At 67.5% G+C, this 23026-nt stretch carries 25 protein-coding genes and 3 tRNA genes; 10 read left to right on the top strand and 18 right to left on the bottom strand.

Going from position 1 to position 23026, the window contains the following annotated elements; genetic code table 11:
- Window positions 1–226: 226 nt before the first annotated feature.
- Both ACKY0X_RS03400 and ACKY0X_RS03395 read right to left on the bottom strand, forming a co-directional pair.
- Window positions 227–1279, bottom strand: a complete 1053-nt coding sequence (locus tag ACKY0X_RS03400; protein ID WP_046282649.1) for an ABC transporter ATP-binding protein — start codon at window positions 1277–1279, stop codon at window positions 227–229.
- 95 nt (window positions 1280–1374) lie between these two features.
- Complete coding sequence (locus tag ACKY0X_RS03395) at window positions 1375–2904, bottom strand: carotenoid oxygenase family protein (protein ID WP_409428312.1); 1530 nt, start codon at window positions 2902–2904, stop codon at window positions 1375–1377.
- Window positions 2905–2973: 69 nt separating this feature from the next.
- Between ACKY0X_RS03395 and ACKY0X_RS03390 the strand changes: the two genes are divergently transcribed.
- Entirely contained in the window at window positions 2974–3672 is a 699-nt protein-coding gene (locus ACKY0X_RS03390; protein WP_409429486.1) for a TetR/AcrR family transcriptional regulator, read from the top strand.
- 61 nt (window positions 3673–3733) lie between these two features.
- Here the strand turns inward: ACKY0X_RS03390 and rplL are convergent, their stop codons facing one another.
- From rplL to ACKY0X_RS03375, 3 genes are all read right to left on the bottom strand, one after another.
- The gene (gene rplL, locus ACKY0X_RS03385) at window positions 3734–4120 is read right to left on the bottom strand and encodes a 50S ribosomal protein L7/L12 (protein WP_308485633.1); all 387 of its coding nucleotides are present in this window, start codon (window positions 4118–4120) and stop codon (window positions 3734–3736) included.
- Window positions 4121–4174: 54 nt separating this feature from the next.
- On the bottom strand, window positions 4175–4801 hold the full coding sequence (rplJ, locus tag ACKY0X_RS03380) for a 50S ribosomal protein L10 (protein ID WP_409428311.1): 627 nt from the start codon (window positions 4799–4801) through the stop codon (window positions 4175–4177).
- Window positions 4802–5060: 259 nt separating this feature from the next.
- The gene (locus ACKY0X_RS03375; RefSeq protein ID WP_409428310.1) at window positions 5061–5501 is read right to left on the bottom strand and encodes an anthrone oxygenase family protein; all 441 of its coding nucleotides are present in this window, start codon (window positions 5499–5501) and stop codon (window positions 5061–5063) included.
- Between the two features lie 71 nt (window positions 5502–5572).
- On the opposite strand from ACKY0X_RS03375, the gene ACKY0X_RS03370 reads away from it, so the two are divergent.
- Genes ACKY0X_RS03370 through ACKY0X_RS03360 form a run of 3 tightly spaced genes read left to right on the top strand, consistent with a single transcriptional unit; the run spans window position 5573 to window position 7524 of the window.
- Window positions 5573–5896 (top strand): winged helix-turn-helix transcriptional regulator, encoded by a 324-nt coding sequence (locus ACKY0X_RS03370; protein ID WP_409428309.1) that lies wholly within the window; start codon window positions 5573–5575, stop codon window positions 5894–5896.
- A 45-nt stretch (window positions 5897–5941) separates the two neighbouring features.
- Window positions 5942–7030: a dihydrodipicolinate reductase gene (locus ACKY0X_RS03365; RefSeq protein ID WP_409428308.1), complete on the top strand. Its 1089-nt coding sequence runs from the start codon at window positions 5942–5944 to the stop codon at window positions 7028–7030.
- Entirely contained in the window at window positions 7027–7524 is a 498-nt protein-coding gene (locus ACKY0X_RS03360) for a carboxymuconolactone decarboxylase family protein (RefSeq protein ID WP_409428307.1), read from the top strand. Before ACKY0X_RS03365 ends, ACKY0X_RS03360 begins: the two co-directional genes overlap by 4 nt.
- 7 nt (window positions 7525–7531) lie before the next feature.
- On the opposite strand, the gene ACKY0X_RS03355 is transcribed toward ACKY0X_RS03360, so the two are convergent.
- Window positions 7532–8446: an ROK family protein gene (locus tag ACKY0X_RS03355; RefSeq protein WP_409428306.1), complete on the bottom strand. Its 915-nt coding sequence runs from the start codon at window positions 8444–8446 to the stop codon at window positions 7532–7534.
- A complete protein-coding gene (locus tag ACKY0X_RS03350; RefSeq protein ID WP_409428305.1) occupies window positions 8446–12612 on the bottom strand; it encodes an NEW3 domain-containing protein in 4167 nt (1388 codons plus the stop codon). The genes ACKY0X_RS03355 and ACKY0X_RS03350 overlap by 1 nt, the downstream gene beginning before the upstream one ends.
- A gap of 103 nt (window positions 12613–12715) precedes the next feature.
- Between ACKY0X_RS03350 and ACKY0X_RS03345 the strand changes: the two genes are divergently transcribed.
- The 6 genes from ACKY0X_RS03345 to ACKY0X_RS03320 all read left to right on the top strand — a co-directional run bounded on the left by ACKY0X_RS03345 (window position 12716) and on the right by ACKY0X_RS03320 (window position 18189).
- Window positions 12716–13240 (top strand): DinB family protein, encoded by a 525-nt coding sequence (locus ACKY0X_RS03345; RefSeq protein WP_409428304.1) that lies wholly within the window; start codon window positions 12716–12718, stop codon window positions 13238–13240.
- Between the two features lie 2 nt (window positions 13241–13242).
- The gene (locus tag ACKY0X_RS03340) at window positions 13243–13845 is read left to right on the top strand and encodes a DinB family protein (RefSeq protein ID WP_409428303.1); all 603 of its coding nucleotides are present in this window, start codon (window positions 13243–13245) and stop codon (window positions 13843–13845) included.
- Window positions 13846–13895: 50 nt separating this feature from the next.
- Window positions 13896–15248, top strand: coding sequence for an ABC1 kinase family protein (locus ACKY0X_RS03335; protein WP_409428302.1), 1353 nt, complete (start codon window positions 13896–13898; stop codon window positions 15246–15248).
- A 2-nt stretch (window positions 15249–15250) separates the two neighbouring features.
- Window positions 15251–16159, top strand: coding sequence for an alpha/beta fold hydrolase (locus ACKY0X_RS03330; RefSeq protein ID WP_409428301.1), 909 nt, complete (start codon window positions 15251–15253; stop codon window positions 16157–16159).
- 118 nt (window positions 16160–16277) lie between these two features.
- The gene (locus ACKY0X_RS03325) at window positions 16278–17141 is read left to right on the top strand and encodes a cyclopropane mycolic acid synthase family methyltransferase (RefSeq protein ID WP_409428300.1); all 864 of its coding nucleotides are present in this window, start codon (window positions 16278–16280) and stop codon (window positions 17139–17141) included.
- Between the two features lie 157 nt (window positions 17142–17298).
- On the top strand, window positions 17299–18189 hold the full coding sequence (locus tag ACKY0X_RS03320) for a cyclopropane mycolic acid synthase family methyltransferase (RefSeq protein ID WP_409428299.1): 891 nt from the start codon (window positions 17299–17301) through the stop codon (window positions 18187–18189).
- Window positions 18190–18266: 77 nt separating this feature from the next.
- On the opposite strand, the gene rplA is transcribed toward ACKY0X_RS03320, so the two are convergent.
- The 11 genes from rplA to ACKY0X_RS03265 all read right to left on the bottom strand — a co-directional run bounded on the left by rplA (window position 18267) and on the right by ACKY0X_RS03265 (window position 22993).
- Window positions 18267–18974, bottom strand: a complete 708-nt coding sequence (rplA, locus tag ACKY0X_RS03315; protein ID WP_409428298.1) for a 50S ribosomal protein L1 — start codon at window positions 18972–18974, stop codon at window positions 18267–18269.
- A gap of 157 nt (window positions 18975–19131) precedes the next feature.
- A complete protein-coding gene (gene rplK / locus ACKY0X_RS03310; RefSeq protein ID WP_046285412.1) occupies window positions 19132–19560 on the bottom strand; it encodes a 50S ribosomal protein L11 in 429 nt (142 codons plus the stop codon).
- A 25-nt stretch (window positions 19561–19585) separates the two neighbouring features.
- Window positions 19586–20401: a transcription termination/antitermination protein NusG gene (gene nusG, locus ACKY0X_RS03305; RefSeq protein ID WP_409428297.1), complete on the bottom strand. Its 816-nt coding sequence runs from the start codon at window positions 20399–20401 to the stop codon at window positions 19586–19588.
- Between the two features lie 23 nt (window positions 20402–20424).
- On the bottom strand, window positions 20425–20874 hold the full coding sequence (secE, locus tag ACKY0X_RS03300) for a preprotein translocase subunit SecE (RefSeq protein WP_065042334.1): 450 nt from the start codon (window positions 20872–20874) through the stop codon (window positions 20425–20427).
- Between the two features lie 77 nt (window positions 20875–20951).
- Window positions 20952–21024, bottom strand: a tRNA-Trp gene (locus ACKY0X_RS03295).
- 159 nt (window positions 21025–21183) lie between these two features.
- Complete coding sequence (gene hadC / locus ACKY0X_RS03290; protein ID WP_065042335.1) at window positions 21184–21684, bottom strand: (3R)-hydroxyacyl-ACP dehydratase subunit HadC; 501 nt, start codon at window positions 21682–21684, stop codon at window positions 21184–21186.
- 14 nt (window positions 21685–21698) lie between these two features.
- Window positions 21699–22127 (bottom strand): (3R)-hydroxyacyl-ACP dehydratase subunit HadB, encoded by a 429-nt coding sequence (gene hadB / locus ACKY0X_RS03285; protein WP_409428296.1) that lies wholly within the window; start codon window positions 22125–22127, stop codon window positions 21699–21701.
- Window positions 22114–22590 (bottom strand): (3R)-hydroxyacyl-ACP dehydratase subunit HadA, encoded by a 477-nt coding sequence (gene hadA, locus ACKY0X_RS03280; protein WP_409428295.1) that lies wholly within the window; start codon window positions 22588–22590, stop codon window positions 22114–22116. Before hadA ends, hadB begins: the two co-directional genes overlap by 14 nt.
- A 12-nt stretch (window positions 22591–22602) precedes the next feature.
- Window positions 22603–22770: a 50S ribosomal protein L33 gene (rpmG, locus tag ACKY0X_RS03275; RefSeq protein WP_024440978.1), complete on the bottom strand. Its 168-nt coding sequence runs from the start codon at window positions 22768–22770 to the stop codon at window positions 22603–22605.
- A 37-nt stretch (window positions 22771–22807) separates the two neighbouring features.
- Window positions 22808–22881, bottom strand: a tRNA-Met gene (locus ACKY0X_RS03270).
- Window positions 22882–22920: 39 nt separating this feature from the next.
- Window positions 22921–22993: transfer RNA gene (locus tag ACKY0X_RS03265), tRNA-Thr, on the bottom strand.
- Window positions 22994–23026 lie beyond the last annotated feature (33 nt).

Here is a 23026-nt window from a genome sequence, read left to right as displayed (position 1 = left end):
GTACTGCGGTGTTCGGGTGCGGGTAAGGGATGGGCAGGAGGAAGCCAGCGCAACGTCCAACAATAGCGCAGGCTGACGCAATCCTCAACTGCGATATCCCGGGGCCCTATCGGTGCTGGCTGATCTCCGCCGGGCTCTCCGCACGTGTGCTGGTGACCAGATTGGACCGTTTAGGTCCGTCCGTCAAGAGCTGACACGGCGCAGGACCGGCAGGGACGGCAAAGTCTCAGCCAGGCGGGGTCGGGATTGACGCGGTGGGGGCCTCTTCGTCTGCCGGGAACTCGTGGACGGCGTACTTGTGAGTGCCCTCCAGCTCGTCCCGGATGGCGGCCTGGGCGTTCGGCGGCAGGGTGTGCAGGATCTCGCGCACCCGCGCCTTGCGTCGTGCCACGCCCTTGCGCTCCGGCAGGCCGGGGGTCGCGCTGAGCTGGGGCGGCACGCCCTCGATCTCTTCGACGCCGCCGTCGCTCTGGCCGGCGGCCAGCATGGCCTCCTCGGCTGCCGCGGTCGCCTGGTCCTTCTCCTCGGACATACCGATCGGGCCGATACGCCGGCCGTTGAGGAACTGGCGCACCACCGGCTCGTCGGAGGTCAGCAACACCTCGCGCGGCCCGAACATCACCAGCTCCTTGCGGAACAGCATGCCCATGTTGTCCGGCACGGTGCGCGCGATGTTGATGTTGTGCGTAACGATGAGGATGGTGGCGTCGATCTGGGCGTTGATGTCGATCAACAGCTGGCTCAGGTACGCCGTACGGACCGGGTCCAGACCGGAGTCCGGCTCGTCACAGAGGATGATCTGCGGGTCGAGCACCAGGGCGCGGGCCAGGCCGGCACGCTTGCGCATACCGCCGGAGATCTCGCCCGGGAACTTGTAGCCGTCGTTGGGCATACCGACCATCTCGAGCTTCTCCATGACGATGTCACGGATTTCCTTCTCGGACTTCTTGGTGTGCTCACGCAGCGGGAAGGCGGTGTTGTCGTAGATGTTCATCGACCCGAACAGCGCGCCGTCCTGGAACAGCACGCCGAACAGCGTGCGGATCTCGTAGAGCTCCTTGGCCGAGCACTGCAGGATGTCGGTGCCGTCGATGACGATCGAACCGCGCTCGGGGCGCAAGAGGCCGATCAGCGACTTCAAGAACACGGACTTGCCGGTACCGGAGGGCCCGAGCAGAACGCTGACCTCTCCCTCGGGAATCGTCATGGAGACGTCTTCCCAGATCCGGGCCGATCCGAAGGACTTGGTAAGCCCCTGTACCTCGATGGCGACGCCCATTAGTGAGGTCCTTCCGCAACGTCTGTTCGTGCCACGACTGGCTTGTGGCTTGGGCCACTGTAGCGCACAGGTGCGACCCTTATCGGCGGTCCGCCTCAGTCGGTGGGTGTCCAATTGCCATGGAAGCCCATCGGAACCCGTTGCGGCAGGTGCACCGTGGCCAGCGACTCACAGGTCGCGGCGTCGAGGATCACCAGTTGCCCCTCCTCATCACCTCTGTGGTGACCCATTCCCATCAGGATGCCATCGTCCTCGTCGCGACCGCCAGGTCTCGGCACGAACGACATCTCGCCGAGCACCAGCTGCGGGTCGATCGGGGCGGTGATACTCGAGCCGGTCAGGTAATCGTGCTTGTAGAGCGTGGTCGACATCTCCGCCTGGACATCCCCGATGAACCCGCCGTTGATCCCGACGGCGTACCCGAAGCGGTGCTTGGACCCCAGCAGAGAGTCGTTGATCCGGGGGAATTCCTGCGGCCGATCGTCGCGCGCCTCGGTGTGTACCGCGCCGGTGTCGAGGTTGATCGTCCAGCGGTCCAGGGTGGGCGGGGCGTCACCGGGGCCGCGCCGGTCGACGTCGAAGACCTTCGCGTAGCGCACCACGTCGAGCACCAGCAGTTCCTGCCCGGTCGGCGAGACCTCGGTGTAGGCGTTGAGCGGGTGAAAGACATAGCAGGGTTCGACGTCGAACCACCGCACCTGCGCTTCCCCCGCCCGGACCCATCCCTGGGCGCCACCTTCACGCGGCATCACCCCGATGCGCGCCGGGTAGTCGGCATTCCATGAGTACGGCAGCCCGCCCGGCGGCCGGCTGTCGCGATTGACCATCGCGGTGATCGGACTGGGCATCCGCACCCTGCCGACCAGGCTGCTCAGCATCATCCGCGCAGGCGCCTTGAGCCAGCGCGGCATGCTTACCGGCAGCACCTGCGCCGAGTCGAACGTGACCGGCAGGTCGTAGACCACGACGTATTTCTCGGTGAGCGAGAAGTCGTGCATCATCGGCGACCCGGTCACCTCGATATCGACGGTGCGCCGCGCCCGCCCGGCGGTGTCGATCACCGAGTACTGCACGGTCTTGCCCCGCGCAAACGAATAGGACACGGCGTGCAACTCACCGGTGACCGGGTCACGGTGCGGGTGCGCCGTGTAACCCCCGGCCAGGGTGCCGTCGAAGTCGCAGGTGCCCACCGTGTCGAGTTCCTCGGTGAGCTCGTAGTTGGCGACGCCGCCTTCCACCAGCGCCAGCGTCTTGCCGGCATGGCCGAGCACGTTGGTGTTGGGGCCGACGGACTGCATCCCGGCCCGCACGTTCAACCGGACCGGCCGCGGTTCGCCCAGCGCAGCACAGACCGCCGGCGTGCGCACCCAGCGGTTGCGGTACCAGCGGGCCTGGCCGTCGCGGAGCGCCACGCCGTGCACCATGGGATCGCCGGTGAACCAGTGGTAGGCGGCCGGATCGACTTCGGCCACCGGGTTCGGACCATTGCGCAGGTAGCGGCCGTCGAGATAGTCCGGGATCTCGCCCGTGACGCGGAGGTCGGTGGCGGTCAGCTCGGTCTGCACCGGCCCCATGACGCCCTCCAGATAGGGATTCGCGGCGGGTGTTTCCTGGCTGGTAGTCATACCAACTCCTATAACATTGTTATTTCAACGTTATGGGTACCGTACGCGGACTGTGAAACGATGGCAACCGTGACTTCGCAGCCCGAGCGGACCGTACGCGGGGATCTGCTTACCGCGGCCCTCGGGCTGCTCGACGAGCACGGACCCGACGCGCTGCAGACCCGCAGAGTTGCCAGCACCGCTGGGACTTCAACGATGGCGGTCTACACCCACTTCGGCGGAATGCCGCAGCTGATCGCCGCGATCGCCGAGGAGGGTCTCCGCCAGTTCGATGTGGCGCTGACGATCCCCGCCACCGACGATCCGGTCGCCGACCTGCTGGCCACCGGGATCGTGTACCGCAATTTCGCGATCGAACGGCCACACCTCTACCGGCTGATGTTCGGCAGCACCAGCGCGCACGGCATCAACGCGCCGGCTCACAACATGCTCACGCTCGGCACCGCCCAGATCGATGTCGAGGTGCCCAGCTTCGCGCACCTGGTCCGGGGCGTCCACCGATCGATACAGGCGGGCCGGCTCACGGTGGCGCAAGACGATACCGCCGTGGTGGCGGCCGCCGCGCAGTTCTGGACGGTGATGCACGGCTTCATGATGTTGGAGCTGGCCGGATTCTTCGGCGACGTGAACGACGGGCTGGCCGCGGCGATACAGGTGCTGAGCCCGATGACGCTCAGCCTGCTGGTCGCCCTGGGCGACACCCCCGAGCGGGCGGCACAGTCGCTCGCCGCGGCGGGCGCCCGGGCCGGGCTGAACAGCGCCGAATAGCAGAAGCCCCCGGAACCTCGCGGGTTCCGGGGGCTTCCCCTGTTCAGTGCCGTAGTCGAAGCTACTTGACGGTGACGGTGGCGCCGGCCGCCTCGAGCTTGGCCTTGGCGTCCTCGGCAGCCTCCTTGGCGACCTTCTCCAGCAGCGGCTTGGGAGCGCTGTCGACCAGGTCCTTGGCTTCCTTCAGACCCAGGCCGGACACGACCTCGCGGACAACCTTGATGACGCCGATCTTCTTCTCGCCAGCCGACTCCAGGATGACGTCGAACTCGCTCTGCTCCTCGCCAGCCTCAGCGGCGGGGGCAGCGCCCGCGACGGCGGCCACGGCGACCGGAGCCGCAGCGGTGACGTCGAAGGTCTCCTCGAACTGCTTCACGAACTCCGACAGCTCCAGCAGGGTCATCTCTTTGAAGACGTCGAGCAGCTCTTCGGTGGAAATTTTGGCCATGATTTCGGTCCTTTCTGATTCCGGTTAGGGAAGTTGGGTTGGGGTTGTGCCTAGTTATTCGGCGGCGTCGGCCGGAGCCTCGGCGGTCTCCGCCGGAGCCTCGGTCTCGGCCGGGGCCTCGGCCTCCGCGGGAGCCTCGACAGCAGGTGCTGCAGGGGCGGCTTCCGAGGCGGGCTTCTTCTCCTGCAGTGCGGCTGCCAGGCGGGCCATCTGCGACGCCGGGGCGGCGAACAGACCGGCGGCCTTGGACAGGTTGGCCTTCATGGCGCCAGCCATCTTGGCCAGCAGCACCTCGCGCGACTCCAGGTCGGCGATGCGCTCCACCTCGGCGACGGTCAGCGCGCGACCGTCCATGTAGCCGCCCTTGATGACCAGCGCCTTGTGGTCCTTGGCGAACTTCTTGATCGCCTTGGCGGCGTCAACCGGCTCGCCCTGAACGAACGCGATGGCCGTCGGGCCCGCGAACAGCTCGTCGAGCCCTTCGACTCCGGCCTCGGCCGCGGCCAGTTTGACCAGGGTGTTCTTCGCCACCGCGTAGGTTGCCGCACCGCTGAGCGAACGCCGCAGCTCCGCCAGGTTCGCAACCGTCAGACCGCGGTACTCGGTGATCACGGTGGCGGTCGAGCCGTTGAACTGCTCGACGATCTCCGCGACGGCGGCGGTCTTGTCAGCCCGCGCCATGCATACCTCCTCGGTGTCGCTGTTGTTGTCTCAAGTTTTGCTCCACCCGGGAAATAACGAACGCCCCGACGCAGGATGCGGTCGGGGCGTCACACTGTGTGCCGGCGGTGCCGGTGCCTCGTCCTCCTGCGTGGGCCGCCGGGATGTTCCCGGACCTTCAACCGATTGCTCGGTGACCGACGGTCTGTGGTGGATCGCCACACACCATAGCGTGACGAGGGCCGATCAGCCAAAACGGCGTCCACCGGCCCGGCTGCCGCTAGGCATTCACGACGCCGATCGCGAGCAACACGAAGATCACCGCCAGCATCGCCACCCGCAACCAGTGCAACCGATCCCAGCGCGCGGCCAGCCCTCGGGACACCTCGTCGGCGGTGCGCCACGCCGCGATCTTGTTGTTGATCGGCACCAGCACCAGCACTGACAGCAGCACGACCGCCACCATCAGGCCTGCGCCGGCACCGATGAGCCAGCGCTGCGAGCCCGCGACGACGGCGACCCCCACCAACAGCGCGAATGAGGCCAGGTACCAGAACGGCATCACCTTCCCCAGCAACCCCGCGCCGTCACCGCGGGCGGCCCAGAAGGCGTCATCGGGCAGGCGCCCAAGGATCGGGCGCAAGAACGCCGCCACCGCGAACTCCGAACCCACCAAGGTCCCGACCACCAGCAGCGCAAGTGTCTCCAGAATCTCCTTCACAACAATCGACTGTGATATCTATGCTGACAAAAAACAAGGTACTGACAAATTAGTCAGCATAAGGAGCGCTGGTGGCGGCATCGAAGACAATCGTCAGTGACTGCCCGATCGACGCCGCACTGTCGGTCATCAACGGCCGTTGGAAGGGCACCATCCTGTGGCGGCTGGCCGACGGGCCCCTGCGCACCGCGGAGCTACGTCGCAGCATCCCGGGCATCACCGAACGAATGCTCATCCGCCATCTGCACGAGCTCGTCGCCGACGGGATCATCGAACGCCACGACGCCGGCACCGTGCCGCCCTGTGTGCACTATTCGATCTCTGAGTACGGGAAGACATTGGCCCCTGTGCTGGGCCAGCTGTTCGACTGGGGCCGCATCCACCTTTCGCGTTGACTCGGGGCTCGACGTGACCAACCAATCGCTTGCTAGGCTCCTGTGATGAGCGACACTATCCCCACCCTCGTCTGGGGCACCGGGAACGTCGGACGGCTGGCCATCCGCGCCGTCGACGCCCACCCCGCACTCGAACTCGCCCACGTCATCGTCCACGATCCGGCCAAGGTGGGCCGCGACGCGGGCGACCTCGGCGGGCTCGGGCGCACGGTCGGCGTCGCCGCCACCGACGACATCGAAGCCGCTCTCGCAGCGGGCCCGCGCGCCGTCGTCTACGCCGCCTCCGGCGACATCCGCCCCGACGACGCCCTCGCCGACATCTGCCGCGCGATCCGCGCCGGTGCCGCCGTCGTCACACCGTCCCTCTACGCCCTGTACGACCACCGAAACGCGCCGCCCGAAGTACGCGAACCCGTCGAGAAGGCCATCGCCGACGGCGGCGGATCGCTGTTCGTGTCCGGCATCGACCCCGGCTGGGGCAACGACATTCTGCCGCTGCTCGTCAGCGGGCTCGCCGCCCGCGTCGACGGGATCCGCTGCCAGGAGATCTTCGACTACACGACCTACGACCAGCCGGACTCCGTCCGCCACCTCGTCGGTATGGGGCACCCGCTCGACTACGAGCCGCCGATGCTGATGGCGACCGTCCCGTCCATGGTGTGGGGCGGGCAGATCCGGCTGATGGCCCGCGCGCTGGGCATCAAGCTGGACGAGGTACGCGAGCACGTTGAACGCCGCGCCCTCGACGCCACCGTCACGACCGCCGCGATGGGCGACTTCGAGGCGGGCACCCAGGGCGCCGTGCGGTTCGAGGTCCAGGGCATCGTCGACGGCGAGGCCCGCATCGTGATCGAACACGTCACCCGCATTGACCCAGCCTGCGCGCCCGATTGGCCGCAGCCGCCGGACGGCGACGACGGCGCGCACCGCGTCATCATCGAAGGCCGCCCCCGGATAGAGGTGACCGTCGAGGCCACCGAGAACGGCAACCGCTCCGAAGGCGGCAACGCCACCGCGGTGGGTCGCATCGTCGGCGCCCTCGACTGGCTGGTTGCCGCCGACCCCGGGCTGTACGACGCCCTCGACGTCCCGCTGCGCTGGATCCCCGGCCGAACCTTTGGAGGCACGAAATGAACATCGACATCCCCGAGGGCCAGGACGCCATCGAGTACGTCTGGGGCTCCTTGGTCCCCGGGATCGGCCCGGCGGCGGCGAACTTCTCCCTGGCTGTCTACGCCCACTCGACGCTGGGCCTGCGCGAGTTCGAGGCCGCCCGACTGCGCATAGCCCAGTTGAACGGCTGCCTGTTCTGCCAGGACTGGAGGACAGAACGCGACGGCCTCAAAGTGGAAGAAGAGTTCGCCGAGGCAGTCGAACAGTGGCGCACCACAGACCGCCTGGACGACAGGGCACGTCTGGCCGCGGAGTACGCCGAACGCTACGTCCTGGACCATCACGGCCTGGACGACGAGTTCTGGACCCGCTTCCAGGGCCACTACGACCAGCGTGAGGCCGTGGAACTGACGATGTCCCTGGGTGCCTGGCTGGCCTTCGGCCGACTGAACAGGGTCTTCGGCCTGGACGCGATCTGCTCTCTCCCCAGCCACGCGACAACCCAAGCCCCCTAAGCCCGAGTCAGCCCAGGGTGGCCAGCACGGCCGCCCCCACCAACCCGGCGTCGCCGCCGAGTTCGGCGGGCACCACCTGGAGGCCGACCAGGAAGTCCAACCCGGCACGCTGCGCCAGCGCGGCCCGCAGCGGGTCGAACAACAAGGCACCGGAGCGGGCGACTCCCCCTCCGATCACCACCAGATCCAGGTCGCACACCGCCGCCACCGAGGTGATCATCACCGCCAGCGCGTCGGTGCCGCGCCGAAAAGCCCGTAGCGCCACCGGGTCACCGGCCTCGGCGGCTGCGGCGAGCGCTTTTGCGTCTGCTGACGATGCTTCGGGCGTCCAACCGTTGGCCAGCGCCCAGCGCACCATCGCCGGGCCCGAGGCGATGGTTTCCACGCAGCCGCGGCCACCGCAGCGGCACCGCTCCCCGTCGGGATCGACGATGACGTGCCCGACGTGGCCCGCGTTGCCGGTACGGCCGTGCAACGGCGCACCGTCGACCACCAGACCACCGCCCACGCCGGTGGAGACCACCATGCCCAGCATGGATCGGGTGCCGCGCCCGGCGCCGTGCCGGTATTCGCCGAGCGCCATGCAGACGCCGTCGCCGCCCAATCGGACCGGAACCCCGGGCACCGCGGCGGCCACCCGGTCACGCAGCGCGAACCCGCGCCAGCCCGCGATGTTGACCGGGCTGACCGTTCCGGCGTTGACGTCGATGGGTCCGGCCGAGCCGATGCCCACGGCGGCCACCCGCCCACCGGCCCGTTCCAGGGCGTTCTCAATCAGCTCGGCCACCACCGCCCACACCACCTCGGTGCCCTGATCCGCCCGGGTGGGCAGGGTGGCGGCGTAAGTCAGGGATCCGTCGGGTTCGACGAGGCCGGCGGCGATCTTGGTGCCACCGACATCCAGCGCGAGGATCGCGGCCATCAGTCGACACCCACCGTGACGGGTGCCAGCACCGCCAGTGGCACCGCGGAAGAGTAGGCCAGCGCACCCGCTCCGCCCACCCGGACCAGCGCCCACCAGGTTCCTGGTGTCGCCCACACCGGCGGGGCGACCTCGAAGCTCAGCTCCACCTGGCCACCAGCCGGCACCACCGCACCCCGCGCCGGCGGCCCCGCCCACTCCCAGGTGCCCCAGGGGCTGACCAGGTGCGCCTCGACCGCCAGGTCGGCGTGCGCGTCGGTGCCCACCAGGACGGTCAGCCGGGCGGAGCGTCCCGCGGTGACTTCAATGGCGGACGGGTCGCCCACATACAGCAGCCGGTCGGAGCCCGGATCGCCGACGCGCACCACCGCCACGTCTTCGACCGGCTGGCGCCAAGCCCGCGGCACGTCACCGGAGAGGTCGAGTCGAGCGCGCAGCGGATAGAGCCCCGGATCAGCGTCGGCGGGAACCGTCACCCGCACCGGGATGCGCACGTGGTCCCCGGCCGCCAATCGCACCGGTTGTTCGGCCGGCGTCACCGCCCAGCCGGCCGGACACTGCCACGTCACCGCGCCGGACAGGGCCGCGTCGACGCAGTCACTGGCCACGGTCAGCTCCAGGTTCAGCGGTGCGCCCGCATCCGCGTCGACTCGGTGCGGGTGCAGCGCCGGGGTCACCGGCAGGCCGCCCAGCGGTGCCGGCCCGCGGTTGTGCAGCCAATAGCGGGCGTAGAGCGGTTGGGCTGCCTCGGATTCGGTCCCCAAAGATCCAGCGGCTCCCACGTTTTCGACATCGAGGCGGGCGGTGACGGTGGCGATCTCGTAGCCGTGCAGCCGGTCCGGCGCGGGGTGCTCACGCGGCTGCTCCAGTAGGTCGGCCCGGCCCAGCACGGTCACCGGGCCCAGGTCGCTGCGCAGTGTGACAGCGGCGTCGCCGCCGCGGGTCTCGACCAAACGCAGCGTGACGGTGTTCGGGTCGACGGGCTGCACGCTGCCACGCGCCATCGGGTTGCCGGCCGCCTTGAGCGCCCCGAGACCGACCCCCTCGGCGGGGTCGATGCGCAGCAGCGAGCCGCTGGCCGGGAGCCGACCTTCGCCCCCGGTCACCGCCACGGCCTGCAGCGGGTCGGCGAATTCGGCACTGCGCTCGGGCATCGCCACCTGCCGCCAGTCGCCGTCACCGGCCACCAGCGCGTAGTCGAAGGTGTGCGTCCAGTGCTGCAGTTGAAAGGCGCTGCCGTCGGGCGCGGTGCGGCGCGGGTCGTCTTCCCAGGCCGCCGACGGCCAGCTGGTGCAGGATCGCAGCAGGGCGGTATGCAACGTGCCCGCGGAGTCCACCGCGAAACTGGGCGCGCCGCGGTTGATCAGGGCGACGGTACGCGCCTCGAAGGGCTCCATCTCGGCGCGGACTTCCTGCTCCACCACGATCTCGGCGTCGGCCAGGTCGTCGGCCACCCGGGCGATCTCGGCCATCAAGGCTTCGTCGTCGCGGCCGGCGATCACCAGCACCGGCAGGGCACGCGGGCCGGTGAGGTCCGCCCCGGGCACCCAGACCTCGGGCAGGGGCTTTTCGGCCGGCACCCACACCCGGGCCCGGCCGCGCCGATCGAGCTGGCGGTGCAGCTCGGCGGTGTAGGCCGGATCGGCGACGTCCAGTACGGCTCGGGTGAAGGCGTTGCGGTCCGGCCCACCCAGCGCGATACGGGTGTCGGGCAGGTTGGAGTCGACGTCGAGGTTGCCGTAGCGCGGTCCGTCGGCCGCCGAACAGGTGGCGGTGACCCCGGCACGCACCAGCGCGACCATCAGCTCCCGCGTCCGCGAGCCAGCGGTGACTACTTCGGCTACCGCGACCGCCCGGCTGCCGTCGCCGACGCTGATCCGCGCGGTTGCCGACAGGCCGAACCAGCGGTTGGCGGGGGTGTCGAGGGTCCGCGGGTGTTGCGCGGTGTCCACCGAGCGCCCGCTGGGCTCGTGCAGCAGCCCGAAGCCGCGGCCGATGACGGCGTCGGCCACCTCAGCGACCGGCAGGGCGCCGGGCACCGGGCACGGCCAGCGCAGCCGCAACAGGTGGTCGGCGCCGGTGAACTCATCGATGGTGGTGGAGCAGTCCACCCGATCCACGCCCTGCCACAGCGTCAGGGTCTGGGTGTAGGCCAGCACGTTGCGGATCCGCCCGGACACCACCAGCCGCTCCCCCAGCGGCCCGCGGAAGGCCTGCACCGTCACCTCGCGCGCGACCGCGGAGGTGAACAGGTTGCCGCTGGGCACCAGGTGCCATGGGCCCTCACCGGACTGCGGGTGTTTGGGGTATTCGTCGTAGACGGCGAGCTGGTTGCCGAGGCCCCCCTCGATGATCATTTCGCGGCCGTGGTGGCGCCACGAGGTGATACCGCCGCCGCGATCCCGGTCCGCGGTCAGCTGATGGTGGTCGTTGCTGATGCGGGTGCCTATCACCGGTTGCCAGCCGTCGGCGTCGGTGGTGGGCGTGAGCCGGTAGGCCTGCCAGCCCAGCGACGGCACGTCGCGGGCCAGCCAGCTGACGGTGCTGCCGCCGTGTTCGACGTGGGTCGGACATTCGGTGCCGTCGGGAGCAACCACGCGGGCCCCGGCCGACAGCGGTGTCTGCAGGTGCACGGTGACGATGTCGGTGCGGTCGCGGGCCATCGGATTCCACACCACTGCACTGTCGCCTTGGCCGGTATCGACCAGACCCGACAGCACGGTCAGTGCGCTGTCGCGGGCGTCGGCGCCCAGTTGCCAAGCATCGCGCCAGCCGGTCAGCAGGTCCAGGTAGACCTGGTCGGCTTCCGAGCCGGTGATGGCGTCGTGGTGGGCGCCGTAGGACAGTTGCGCCCAGGCCTTGGCCAGTGCCGCCTCCGGGTAGTCCACCCCGGTCAGCGCCGCGGCGAACACCGCAAAGCGCTCGGCGCCCAGGACCGCCCGCTCGGCGGCCCGGTTGGCCTGCTTGGTGTCGATATAGGAGACGTGGCAGCCGGTGTAGATCGGGTTCATGTCCCGGGTCTGCGGAGACGGGGACACCCCGCGTTGGTCCAGTTCGGCGCGCACCGCGGCGAAGAACTCGCTCGGCACGGCGCAGACGAACTTCGGCCAGGTGTAGCGGGCGTTCCAGTCCCGGTGGATCTTGGTGATCCAGCGGTTCGGCGGGGTGAAGTCGGTGCCCACCGGCAGCAGCACGTTGCGGGTGGCGGCGACCTTCTTCATCTCGGTGAACAACCGGTAGACGTCGTCCTCGGCGGCGGCCAGGGTCGTATTCGCGTCCATCCACCAGCCGGCCGCGTAGTGCGCGGGCATGTAGTGGGTCAGCAGGCCGCGCCCGGACGGCGCGATCCATTCGAACTCGGATGCGAACTGCATGCGGCGCGGATCGCCCCGATCGGCCATCGGCCCCCACTGATGAAACGGCCCGCGCGCCCAGGCGCTGGAGGACAGTCCGGCGTCGGCGACCAGCCCGGGGAACTGCGGGTCATGCCCGAACACGTCGAGCTGCCAGGCCGTGGCCGGTGCGGCGCCCATGATGTCGCGCTGAAAGCCGATCCCGGCCACCAGGTTGCGGATCGTGGTCTCGGCGTCGGTGAGGTTGGTCGACGGCTCGTTGTAGGTGCCGCCCATCACCTCGACCCGGCCTTGGGCGATCAGCCGGCGGAGCTCGGCCCGGTCCTGCGGGTGGGTGTCCCAATACGGCTTGAGGTAGTCGACTTCGGCCAGGACGAACTTGTACTCGGGGTTGTCCCGGGCCCAGTCCAGGTGCCCGCGCACCAGATCGAAGCCGTTGGTCTGCCGGCACGCGCCGAGCGGGCTCTCGGTCCACACGCTGGTGTAGTGGGCCTGGGTGTTCCACCACACCGGGTCGTAGTGGAAGTGACCGATCATGAACATGGTCCAGCCGGGTTCGGCGACGGTGAACGTGAAACGGCTGCCGTTGACCTGGGCGGCCCGCTGTTGACCCGGCACCGGATTGTCGACGATCACCGGCACCTCGACGACACCGTTTCCGGGCTCGGCTAGGGCCTCCCCGGCCAGCCCCTCGCCGTCGATCCGCAGCGGGGTCGCCACGTCGGCATCGCGGTAGTCGACCCGGACCAGCTGCACGGGCGCGTCGGCCGGCCCCACGAACTTCTCGGTCGATTCGACGTCGAGGATCCGCATGACACAAACCTACGGATGCGCGCCCGCCGAGCGGAGCCTTTCGGTGACCGACCGCAATCGGTGTGCGTGGCTAAATGTCGTACCCGACTGGCAGGCTCGGGTCATGCCCGCCTGGAGCGAGTTGCTGGCCGACCAGCTCGACTGGCACTGGAAGAACCTGCTGCGCCCGCGGCTGGACGGCCTCACCGACGAGGAGTACTTGTGGGAGCCGGTGGCCGGCTGCTGGTCCGTACGCCGCGACGGCATCGACTTTGCCTTCCCGGCGCCCGAGCCGGCGCCGTTCACCACCATCGCCTGGCGGATGGCGCACCTGATCGTCGGGGTGTTCGCCATGCGCAACCACCACCACTTCGGTGGGCCGCCGGCCGATTACCAGAGCTGGCCGTACGCCCTCGACGCCGCCACCGCGCTGCGCCAACTCGATGACGCCTACGCAGGCTGGATTGCCGGGGTGCATGGCCTCGATGAGTCCGTGTTGGCCCGGCCCGTCGGCCCGGCGGAGGGACCGTGGGCCGAGCGCACCATGGCCGAGCTGGTCTTGCACATCCACCGGGAAGCCATCCATCACGGCGCCGAAATCGCCTGCCTGCGAGATCTGTACGCGCACCGACCCGATCGAAAGGACTGACCATGCCCGGACTTGCCCCGCCGGTGGCCGACGAACGCCACGCGCTGCGCGAATTCGTGTCCTACCACCAAAGCGCCTACTTCGCGGTGGCGTACGGCCTGACCGATGAGCAGGCCCGGGCCACCCCGACGGCCAGCGCCTTGTCGATCGGCGCGCTGGTCAAACATGCCACCGGGATGCAACACACCTGGATGTCCCGGGTCGCCGCCGCACCGGACGCGCCGCCCGCGGACAACCGGCCGGGCGAGCAGAGGGCCCGCGAATATCAGGACCAGTACGTGCTGCGTCCGGATGAGACCCTGGCCGGGGCGTTGGAGGCGTTCGCGGCGCAGAACGCCGAGACGCTGCGCCTGTTGGAGTCCGCCGACCTCGACGCCGCGGTGCCGGTGCCGCGCGACGCACCATGGTTTCCCACCGATGTCGACGCGTGGACGGTGCGCTGGGTGTTCCATCACCTGATCAACGAGCTCGCCCGGCATGCCGGGCACGCCGACATCATCCGGGAGAGCATCGACGGCGCCACCATGTACGAACTGATCGCCGGGTTCGAGGGCGCCGAACCGACCGCCTGGCTGCCCCCCTGGCGACCGGGCGCCACGGCGTAAGGCGGTGCGCTGGCGGAGAACTTCCGCCGGTGATTTGGCAGACTGCAGCAATGAGTTCGACCCCACCCCGCCAGGTGGCCCAGCTGGACCGGGTGCCGTTGCCGGTTGAGGCGGCCCGCATCGGCGCAACGGGCTGGCAGCTCACCCGCGCCGCCGCCCGCGTCTTCACCCGGTTGCTCGGGCCCGGGCCGATCCAGCAGAAGGTGATCCGCGAGCTGCCGCAGACGTTCGCCGACTTGGGCCCCACCTACGTCAAGTTCGGGCAGATCATCGCCTCGAGCCCCGGCGCGTTCGGCGAACCGCTGTCTCGGGAGTTCCGCGGACTGCTGGACTCCGTGCCGCCCGCCGACCCGGCCGAGATACATGCCCTCTTTGTCGAGGAACTGGGCGCCGAACCGCAGGAGCTGTTCGCGAAGTTCGACGAGACCCCGATCGCGTCGGCCTCGATCGCCCAGGTGCACTTCGCCACCCTGCACAGCGGCGAGGAGGTCGTGGTCAAGATCCAGCGGCCCGGCATCCGCCGACGGGTCGCGGCCGACCTGCAGATCCTCAAACGCTTCGCCCAGCTGGTGGAGCTGGCCAAGCTGGGCCGGCGACTGTCGGCCGGCGATGTGGTCGCCGACTTCGCCGACAACCTCGCCGAGGAGCTGGACTTCCGTATCGAGGGCCAGTCGATGCAGACCTGGGTGTCGCACCTGCACGCCTCCCCGCTCGGCAAGAACATCAAGGTGCCCGACGTGCACTGGGACTTCACCAGCGAGCGGGTGCTGACGATGGAGCGCGTGGCGGGCATCCGCATCGACGACGCCCCCGCCATCCGCAAGGCCGGTTTCGACGGCGTGGAGCTGGTCAAGGCGCTGCTGTTCTCCACCTTCGAGGGCGGGCTGCGGCACGGGTTGTTCCACGGCGACCTGCACGCCGGCAATCTGCTGGTGGACGACGAGGGCCGGGTGGTGTTCCTGGACTTCGGGATCATGGGCCGTATCGACCCCCGCACCCGGTGGCTGCTGCGCGAGCTGGTCTACGCGCTGCTGGTCAAGAAGGACCACGCCGCGGCCGGCAAGATCGTGGTGTTGATGGGCGCGGTGGGCACCGTCAAACCCGAGGGCCAAGCCGCCAAGGATCTCGAGGCGTTCGCCACCCCGCTGACGATGAAATCGCTGGGCGACATGTCCTACGCCGACATCGGCAAGCAGCTCGGGGCGCTGGCCGATGCCTACGACGTCAAGCTGCCGCGCGAGCTGGTGCTCATCGGCAAACAGTTCCTCTATGTCGAGCGCTACATGAAACTGCTGGCGCCGCGCTGGCAGATGATGTCCGACCCGCAGCTGACCGGTTACTTCGCCAACTTCATGGTCGACGTCAGCCGCGAGCACAAAGACAACGACGACCCGGGAGTCTGACCGTGGTGGAGATGCGCAGCGGCACGGCCCGCTCGGGCGATCTGGAGATCTTCTACGAAGACCTGGGAAACCCCGAGGACCCGCCGGTGCTGCTGGTGATGGGCCTGGGCGCTCAGCTACTGCTGTGGCGCACCGGGTTCTGCGAGAAGCTGGTCGCCCACGGCCTGCGGGTGATCCGCTACGACAACCGCGACGTCGGCTTGTCCAGCAAGCTGGGCCGCGAGCGCGCCCGTGGCGCACTGGTTCCCCGGATGGCGCGATTCTGGCTGGGTAAGCCCAGCCCGGCCGTCTACACCCTCGAAGACATGGCCGACGACGCCGCCGCCCTGCTGGATCACCTGGGGATCGAGCAGGCGCACGTCGTCGGCGCATCCATGGGCGGCATGATCGCGCAGGTGTTCGCCGCACGGTTCGCGCCCCGGACCCGTTCGCTGGCCGTCATCTTCTCCAGCAACAACCGGCGTTTCCTTCCCCCTCCGGCACCGCGCGCACTGATGGCGCTGCTGACCGGTCCGTCACCGGACTCCCCCCGCGACGTCATCATCGACAACGCGGTGCGGGCCAGCCGGATCATCGGCAGTCCGCGCTACCCGGCACCGGAAGAACAACTTCGGGCCAACATCATCGAGGCCTACGAACGCAGCTACTACCCGTGGGGCATCGCCCGGCAGTTCGGCGCCATCCTGGCCAGCGGCAGCCTGGCTGCCTATGACCGCTTGATCACGGCGCCGACTGTGGTCATCCACGGCCTGGCCGACAAGCTGATGCGGCCCTCAGGAGGCAAGGCGGTCGCCGACGCCATCGATCGCGCCCGGCTGGTGCTGTTCGAGGGCATGGGTCACGACCTGCCCGAAGAGTTGTGGGACCCGGTGATCAGCGAGCTGACCACGACATTTGCCGCCGCGAGATAATCTCGCTCAATGGCCACTCAGTGGTCAAGACCACACCGAAGTGCTCGTAACAGATGAGCAACGGTAGTCTGTGCACACTCTCCCCCCAATTTTGAGAAGATCGCGAGTGAACTGAGCCATGCCCAAACTGGAACCGAAGTACGAGGAACTGCAGTCGATCTACGACATCTCTAATGAGTTCTACGAGTTGTTCCTAGGTCCGACGATGGGCTACACCTGCGGGTTCTACCCGGACAAGGACACCACCTGCGACGAGGCGCAGATCGCCAAGTTCGACCTGGCGCTGGGCAAGCTGGGTCTGGAGCCCGGCATGACGCTCCTCGACATCGGCTGCGGTTGGGGGGCCTGCATGCAGCGTGCCCTGGAGAAGTACGACGTCAACGTCATCGGGCTCACTCTCAGCGGCGAGCAGCGCCAGTACGCCATCGACAAGCTGGCCAAGGTGGAGACCAGCCGCAACGTCGAGGTGCGACTGCAGGGCTGGGAGGAGTTCACCGACAAGGTGGACCGGATCGTGTCGATCGGCGCGTTCGAGCACTTCGGCCGCGACCGCTGGCCGGCCTTCTTCGACATCACCTACAACGCACTGCCCGACGACGGCCGGATGCTGCTGCACACCATCACCGCGATCAGCGGGCAGGACGAAGCGCAGGCCAAGGGCATCCCGATGACGATGAACCTGGCCAAGTTCACCCTGTTCATCATGCGGGAGATCTTCCCCGGCGGACAGCTTCCGTCGGCGTGGCTGCCCCGCAAGTACGCCGCCGACGCCGGTTTCACCGTGACCCGGGACGACGAGATCGGGCCGCACTACGCACGCACCCTTCAGGACTGGGCGGCGATGCTGGCGGCCAACAAGGAGCGGGCGATCGAGGTGCAGGGCCAGGAGGCCTACGACCGCTTCGACAAGTACCTCAACGGGTGCGTGGAACTGTTCCGCAACGGAAACACCAGCGTCCACCAGTACACGCTGCAGAAATAGTCGGGATCGGCCTGCCGCGGGTTCCGGCTTGGCTACATTTCACGTCAACCGATTCACCCCCGACCCGCTAAGCTGCAACAGTTGACCGGCACGGAACGACAAGGCGGTTATCACGGCCGGTCACAGCGGGTTTCATCAGGAAGGCAACCAGTCACAGATGGTGGACAAATCGACCCGGACCGCAGACATGCGCCCGAAATTCGAAAACATCCAGGCCCACTACGACCTGTCCGATGACTTCTTCGCGCTGTTCCAGGACCCGACCCGGATGTACAGCTGTGCGTACTTCGAGCCGCCGGACGCCAGCTTGGAAGAAGCCCAAATCGCCAAGCTCGACCTGAACCTGGACAAGCTGGACCTGCGCCCGGGGATGACGCTGCTCGACATCGGTTGCGGCTGGGGTGCGACCATGAAGCGTGCCGTCGAGAAGTACGACGTCAATGTCATCGGCCTGACCCTGTCGAAGAATCAGCACGCCTACTCGCAGAGTCTGCTGGATGACATCGACACGGACCGGTCACGGCGGGTCCTGCTGCAGGGCTGGGAGCAGTTCGACGAGCCCGTGGACCGAATCGTCTCGATCGAGGCGTTCGAGCACTTCGGTTTCGAGAACTACGACAACTTCTTCAAGAACAGCTACGACATCATGCCGGCCGACGGCCGGATGACGATCCAGAGCAGCGTGAGCTTTCACCCCTATGAGCTCAACGCGCGCGGCAAGAAGCTGACGTTCGAGACCGCGCGGTTCATCAAGTTCATCCTGACCGAGATCTTCCCGGGCGGCAGGCTGCCCACCACCAACATGATGGTGGAGCACGGCGAGAAGGCCGGTTTCACTGTGCCCGAGGCGCTTTCGCTGCGACCGCACTACATCAAGACGCTCAAGATCTGGGGCGACGCACTGGAGGCCCACCACGCCGAAGCGGTGGCCATCCAGTCCGAAGAGGTCTACGAGCGCTACATGAAGTACCTGCGCGGCTGCGAGTACTACTTCACCGATGAGTCGCTGGACGTCAGCCTGGTGACCTACGCCAAGCAAGCGCCCTAGCCGGTTCCACCGGCGCCAGAAGCCACACGAAAAAGCCCCCGCCACGCCGAAGCGTGCGGGGGCTTTTTCGTGGAGTCTTACTCAGCCGCGAAGTTGCGGGTGACGGCCGGGTCCACCGGGATGCCGGGGCCGGTGGTCGTCGAGATGGTGACCTTCTTGAGGTAGCGGCCCTTGGACGACGACGGCTTGAGCCGCAGCACCTCGTCGAGGGCCGCGCCGTAGTTCTCCGCCAGCTTTGCCTCTTCGAACGACGCCTTGCCGATGACGAAGTGCAGGTTGGCCTGCTTGTCGACACGGAAGTTGATCTTGCCGCCCTTGATGTCGGAGACGGCCTTGGCGACGTCGGGAGTGACGGTGCCGGTCTTCGGGTTGGGCATCAGACCACGCGGGCCCAGCACGCGGGCGATGCGGCCGACCTTGGCCATCTGGTCCGGGGTGGCGATCGCGGCGTCGAAGTCTAGAAAACCACCTTGTATCCGCTCGATCAGGTCGTCGCTGCCGACCACGTCGGCGCCGGCGGCGATGGCCTGCTCCGCCTTCTCACCCACCGCGAACACCGCCACGCGGGCGGTCTTACCGGTGCCGTGCGGCAGGTTGACGGTGCCGCGGACCATCTGGTCGGCCTTACGCGGGTCAACACCGAGCCGGATGGCGACCTCGACGGTGGCGTCCTGCTTGGTCGAGGACGTCTCCTTGGCGAGTTTGGCCGCCTGCAACGGGGTGTAGAGGTTGTCGCGGTCCACCTTCTCGGCGGCGGCGCGGTAGGCCTTACTGGTCTTGCTCATTGGTTATCCAATCTCAGGTGGTTGGTTGTGGTTGGCGGGCCGAAGCTGGCCCTCCCACGTTTCCGTTTCTCTCCGAATACTCCTTCGCACTCCTGCGCTGGGCCTCGTTCCTCGGCCCGCTTCGTCGTGCTCAGGACATTCGTCGAGTGGGGGGGTACTACTCGACGGTGATGCCCATGGAGCGGGCGGTACCGGCGATGATCTTGGCGCCGGCCTCGATGTCATTGGCGTTGAGGTCGGCCTTCTTGGTCTCGGCGATCTCGCGCACCTGGTCCCAGGTCACCTTGGCGACCTTGGTCTTATGCGGTTCGGCCGAGCCCTTGGCGATACCGGCGGCCTTGAGCAGCATCCGTGCCGCGGGCGGGGTCTTGAGCGCAAAGGTGAAGCTGCGGTCCTCGTAGACGGTGATCTCCACGGGGATGACGTTGCCGCGCTGGCCTTCCGTCGCGGCGTTGTACGCCTTGCAGAACTCCATGATGTTCACGCCGTGCTGACCAAGTGCGGGTCCGACCGGCGGCGCGGGGTTGGCCTCGCCAGCCTTGATCTGAAGCTTGATCAGCCCGGCGACCTTCTTCTTCGGGGCCATGAGAGGGTGTTTCCTTTCCTACGTACTAAATCTTGGAGACCTGGTTAAAGGCCAGTTCCACTGGTGTCTCGCGACCGAAGATGGACACCAGCACCTTGAGCTTCTGCTGCTCGGCGTTGACCTCGCTGATCGAGGCGGGCAGCGTGGCGAACGGACCGTCCATGACGGTGACCGACTCGCCGACCTCGTAGTCGACCTCGATGACCGGCCGCTCCAGACCGCCTTCAACGGCGCCGCCGGCGGCCGCGCCGGCCGCCGTGCCACGCGCCTGCTTCTTGGCCGCACCCTGCGGCAGCAGGAACTTGACCACGTCGTCCAGCGGCAGTGAGGTCGGTCGCGAGGTGGCGCCGACGAATCCGGTAACGCCTGGGGTGTTGCGCACCGCGGACCAGGAGTCGTCGGTCAGGTCCATCCGAACCAGGATGTAGCCCGGCAGCACCTTGCGGTTGACCTGCTTGCGCTGGCCGTTCTTGATCTCGGTGACCTCTTCGGTGGGCACTTCCACCTGGAAGATGTAGTCGCCGACGTCGAGGTTCTGCACGCGGGTCTCGAGGTTGGCTTTCACCTTGTTCTCGTACCCAGCGTAGGAGTGGATGACGTACCAGTCGCCCGGCTTGGAGCGCAGCTCGGCTTTCAGCGCCACCGCGGGGTCGAGTTCCTCGGCCGGCTCGTCCTGGGCCGCCTCGGCAACCTCGGGGGCGCCGGAGTCCTCGGAGTCCTCAGTGGCCTCAGCCTCGGCGGACTCGGTGGCCTCCACCGCGGAGTCCTCAGCGGGAACCTCAGCGGCCTCCGCCACGTCGACCGGCTCGCCCGCGGGCGTGTCGCCGTCGAAGGTAGTCACGGTTGTCAGTCCTTCCTATAACTTCACTCGCCGAACACCAGCAGCACCAGCCGAGCGAATCCGAAGTCTGCCCCGGCGACCAATGCCACCATGAAGACCAGGAACGCCAGCACCACCGCGGTGTAGGTGACCATCTGCTTGCGGTTCGGCCAGATCACCTTGCGAAGTTCGCCGACGACCTGCTTGAGGAAGTTCAATACGAAGACGAACGGGTTGCGGGAAGGCCCTTCGGCCTTCTTCTTCGCCTTCTTCTTGGCCTTCTCGGCATCCGCGGCGTCTTCCGCGTCCAATTCGGTAGCCGTGGACTCCACGTCGGCGCCGTCACCGGCACCACGACGCCGCGAACGCTTGCCGGTGGGCCGCAGCGGGTCGCCGACCTGCCTGCTCACCACGGCCGTGCGACTGCTGCTGCCGGATTCGGCATCGCTATCGCCGTCGGCTGCGGCGTCGGGACGGTCGAGCTCGTCGGTCACCGCATGCTCCTTCGTTGTTCGCGCTTACCTCATTGCCGTACCGCGCATGGTGTCCAGTGTCCACCATGGCACGTCAGCAGGGGCGACAGGACTTGAACCTGCAACCTGCGGTTTTGGAGACCGCTGCTCTGCCAGTTGAGCTACGCCCCTTCGCGGTTGGCGTACCAACCTCTGGGTTCGGAAGCCTTACCCGTGCGCCGTCTCCGGCTCACACAATTCGCGCGCCCCCCGTTCGCCTCACGGAAAGCGCGCTAATGCTGGGAAAACCCCGAAGTCCGAGTGTACCTCGCCGCCTGGGCCAGTTACTAATCAGGCTGTTCGGACGACCTGACCGGATTCGGCATCCCACCGGAGGTTGACCGAATCGTCGCCGTCGTGGCCCATCATCGTGGTGAACGCCTCCAGCACGGTGTCGCCGTCCTGGTTGGTCACGATGTTGCGGGTCGTGACGATGTCAGCGCCGAAACGCTCGTTGACCGAGGCGATCTCCATCCGGGCGTAAAGCTTGTCGCCAGCCTTGATCGGCTTGAGGAACCTGAAGCCCTGATCGACCTGGACCATCTGCATGGTCGTGTAGCCGGTGTCGACGTGGCGGAAAAAGTCGGACTGCACCAGCTTCGCCAGGATGGCCACGAAGGTCGGCGGCGCCACCAGTGCGTCATAGCCCAGTTTGGCCGCTTCGGCCTCGTCGAAACAGGCCGGGTCCTCAGCCTTGACCGATCGCGCGAACTCGCGGATCTTTTCGCGGCCCACCACAAACGACTCCGGGTACCGCCAGATCATCCCCCTGATGTCAGTTTTGATCGCCATCGCTGCGCTTTCCCCTAAGCCAGCTTGGCCGAAGCGACCGCCCGCCCGAAGATCTTCTTGCCACCGGTGGTGGCGGTGAGCGCAATGGTCACCGTCTTCGTTTCGGGATCCACCGATTTCACCCGGCCGCTGAAGGTGATCTCAGCACCCTTGCCGTCGTTGGGCACCGGCACCACGGAGGTGAAACGCACGTTGTACTCGGTCACCGCGCCCGGGTCCCCCACCCACGACGTGACGTAGCCGCCGCCGAGGCCCATGGTGAGCATGCCGTGAGCGATAGCGGTGTCCAGACCCACCTGCTGGGCGATCTCGTCGTCCCAGTGGATCGGGTTCAGGTCGCCGGACACGCCGGCATAGTTGACCAGGTCCTGTCGCGACAGCGGGATGGCCCGCTCGGGCAGCTGATCGCCGACCTTGACCGAACTGAACTCACGCAACGCCATCGGTGAAACCCTTATCTCCATCGCCGGCGCGACCCGCCAGCGTCGTAAACGTCTTTTGCACGATCTCACCGGCGTGATTGGTGACGACCTGCTTGGTCATGATGATGTCCGTACCGTGCGCACGGCGGATCGACTCCACCGATATGTCGCAGTAGAGCCGGTCGCCCTCTTTGATCGGCTGGTGAAATTCCAGCTTCTGGTCGACCTGGACGATCTGGGCGTCCGAGACCTCGACACCGCAGTGTTCGAAGAAACCCGAAATCGCCATGTGCCCGAAAACCGAGATATAGGTCAGCGGGGCAACCAGGCCGTCATAGCCAAGATCGGCGGCCGCCCGCAGGTCGAAACTAGCCGGATCCGCCGCCTTGACCGCGCGCGCGTACTCGCGGATCTTCTCCCGGTCCACTTCGTAGAAGTCGGGATAGCGGTACTGCGCCCCGGCGAGACGGTCTGCCAACGACACGGCTCGGCCTACTTAGCGAGATTCGCGGTGCGACTCGTGCTTGCCGCAGTTGGGGCAGAATTTCTTCAGCTCCAGCCGGTCGGGGTCGTTACGGCGGTTCTTCTTGGTGATGTAGTTGCGGTGCTTGCACACCTCACAGGCCAAGGTGATCTTCGGCCGCACATCAGTACTGGAGGCCACGTCTGTCGTCCTTCTTCACATGTCGTATTGCTTGCAGTAGCGGTGGGGAGGCTCGATCTCCCGACCTCACGATTATGAGTCGTGCGCTCTAACCAGCTGAGCTACACCGCCCCGATCGGCGCTAGTCGGCGCACCGACTGGCGTCCACCGAGCCCCCTAACGGAATCGAACCGTTGACCTTTTCCTTACCATGGAAACGCTCTGCCGACTGAGCTAAGGGGGCCTTCGCCTACAGCGACCCTTTCCGGTGCTGCAA

It is taken from the genome of Mycobacterium sp. SMC-11 (assembly GCF_046250095.1).
Lineage (GTDB): Bacteria > Actinomycetota > Actinomycetes > Mycobacteriales > Mycobacteriaceae > Mycobacterium > Mycobacterium heraklionense_A.
The sequence above is the reverse complement of the archived record's forward strand: the minus strand, read 5'-3'. Positions and strand labels throughout refer to the sequence as shown.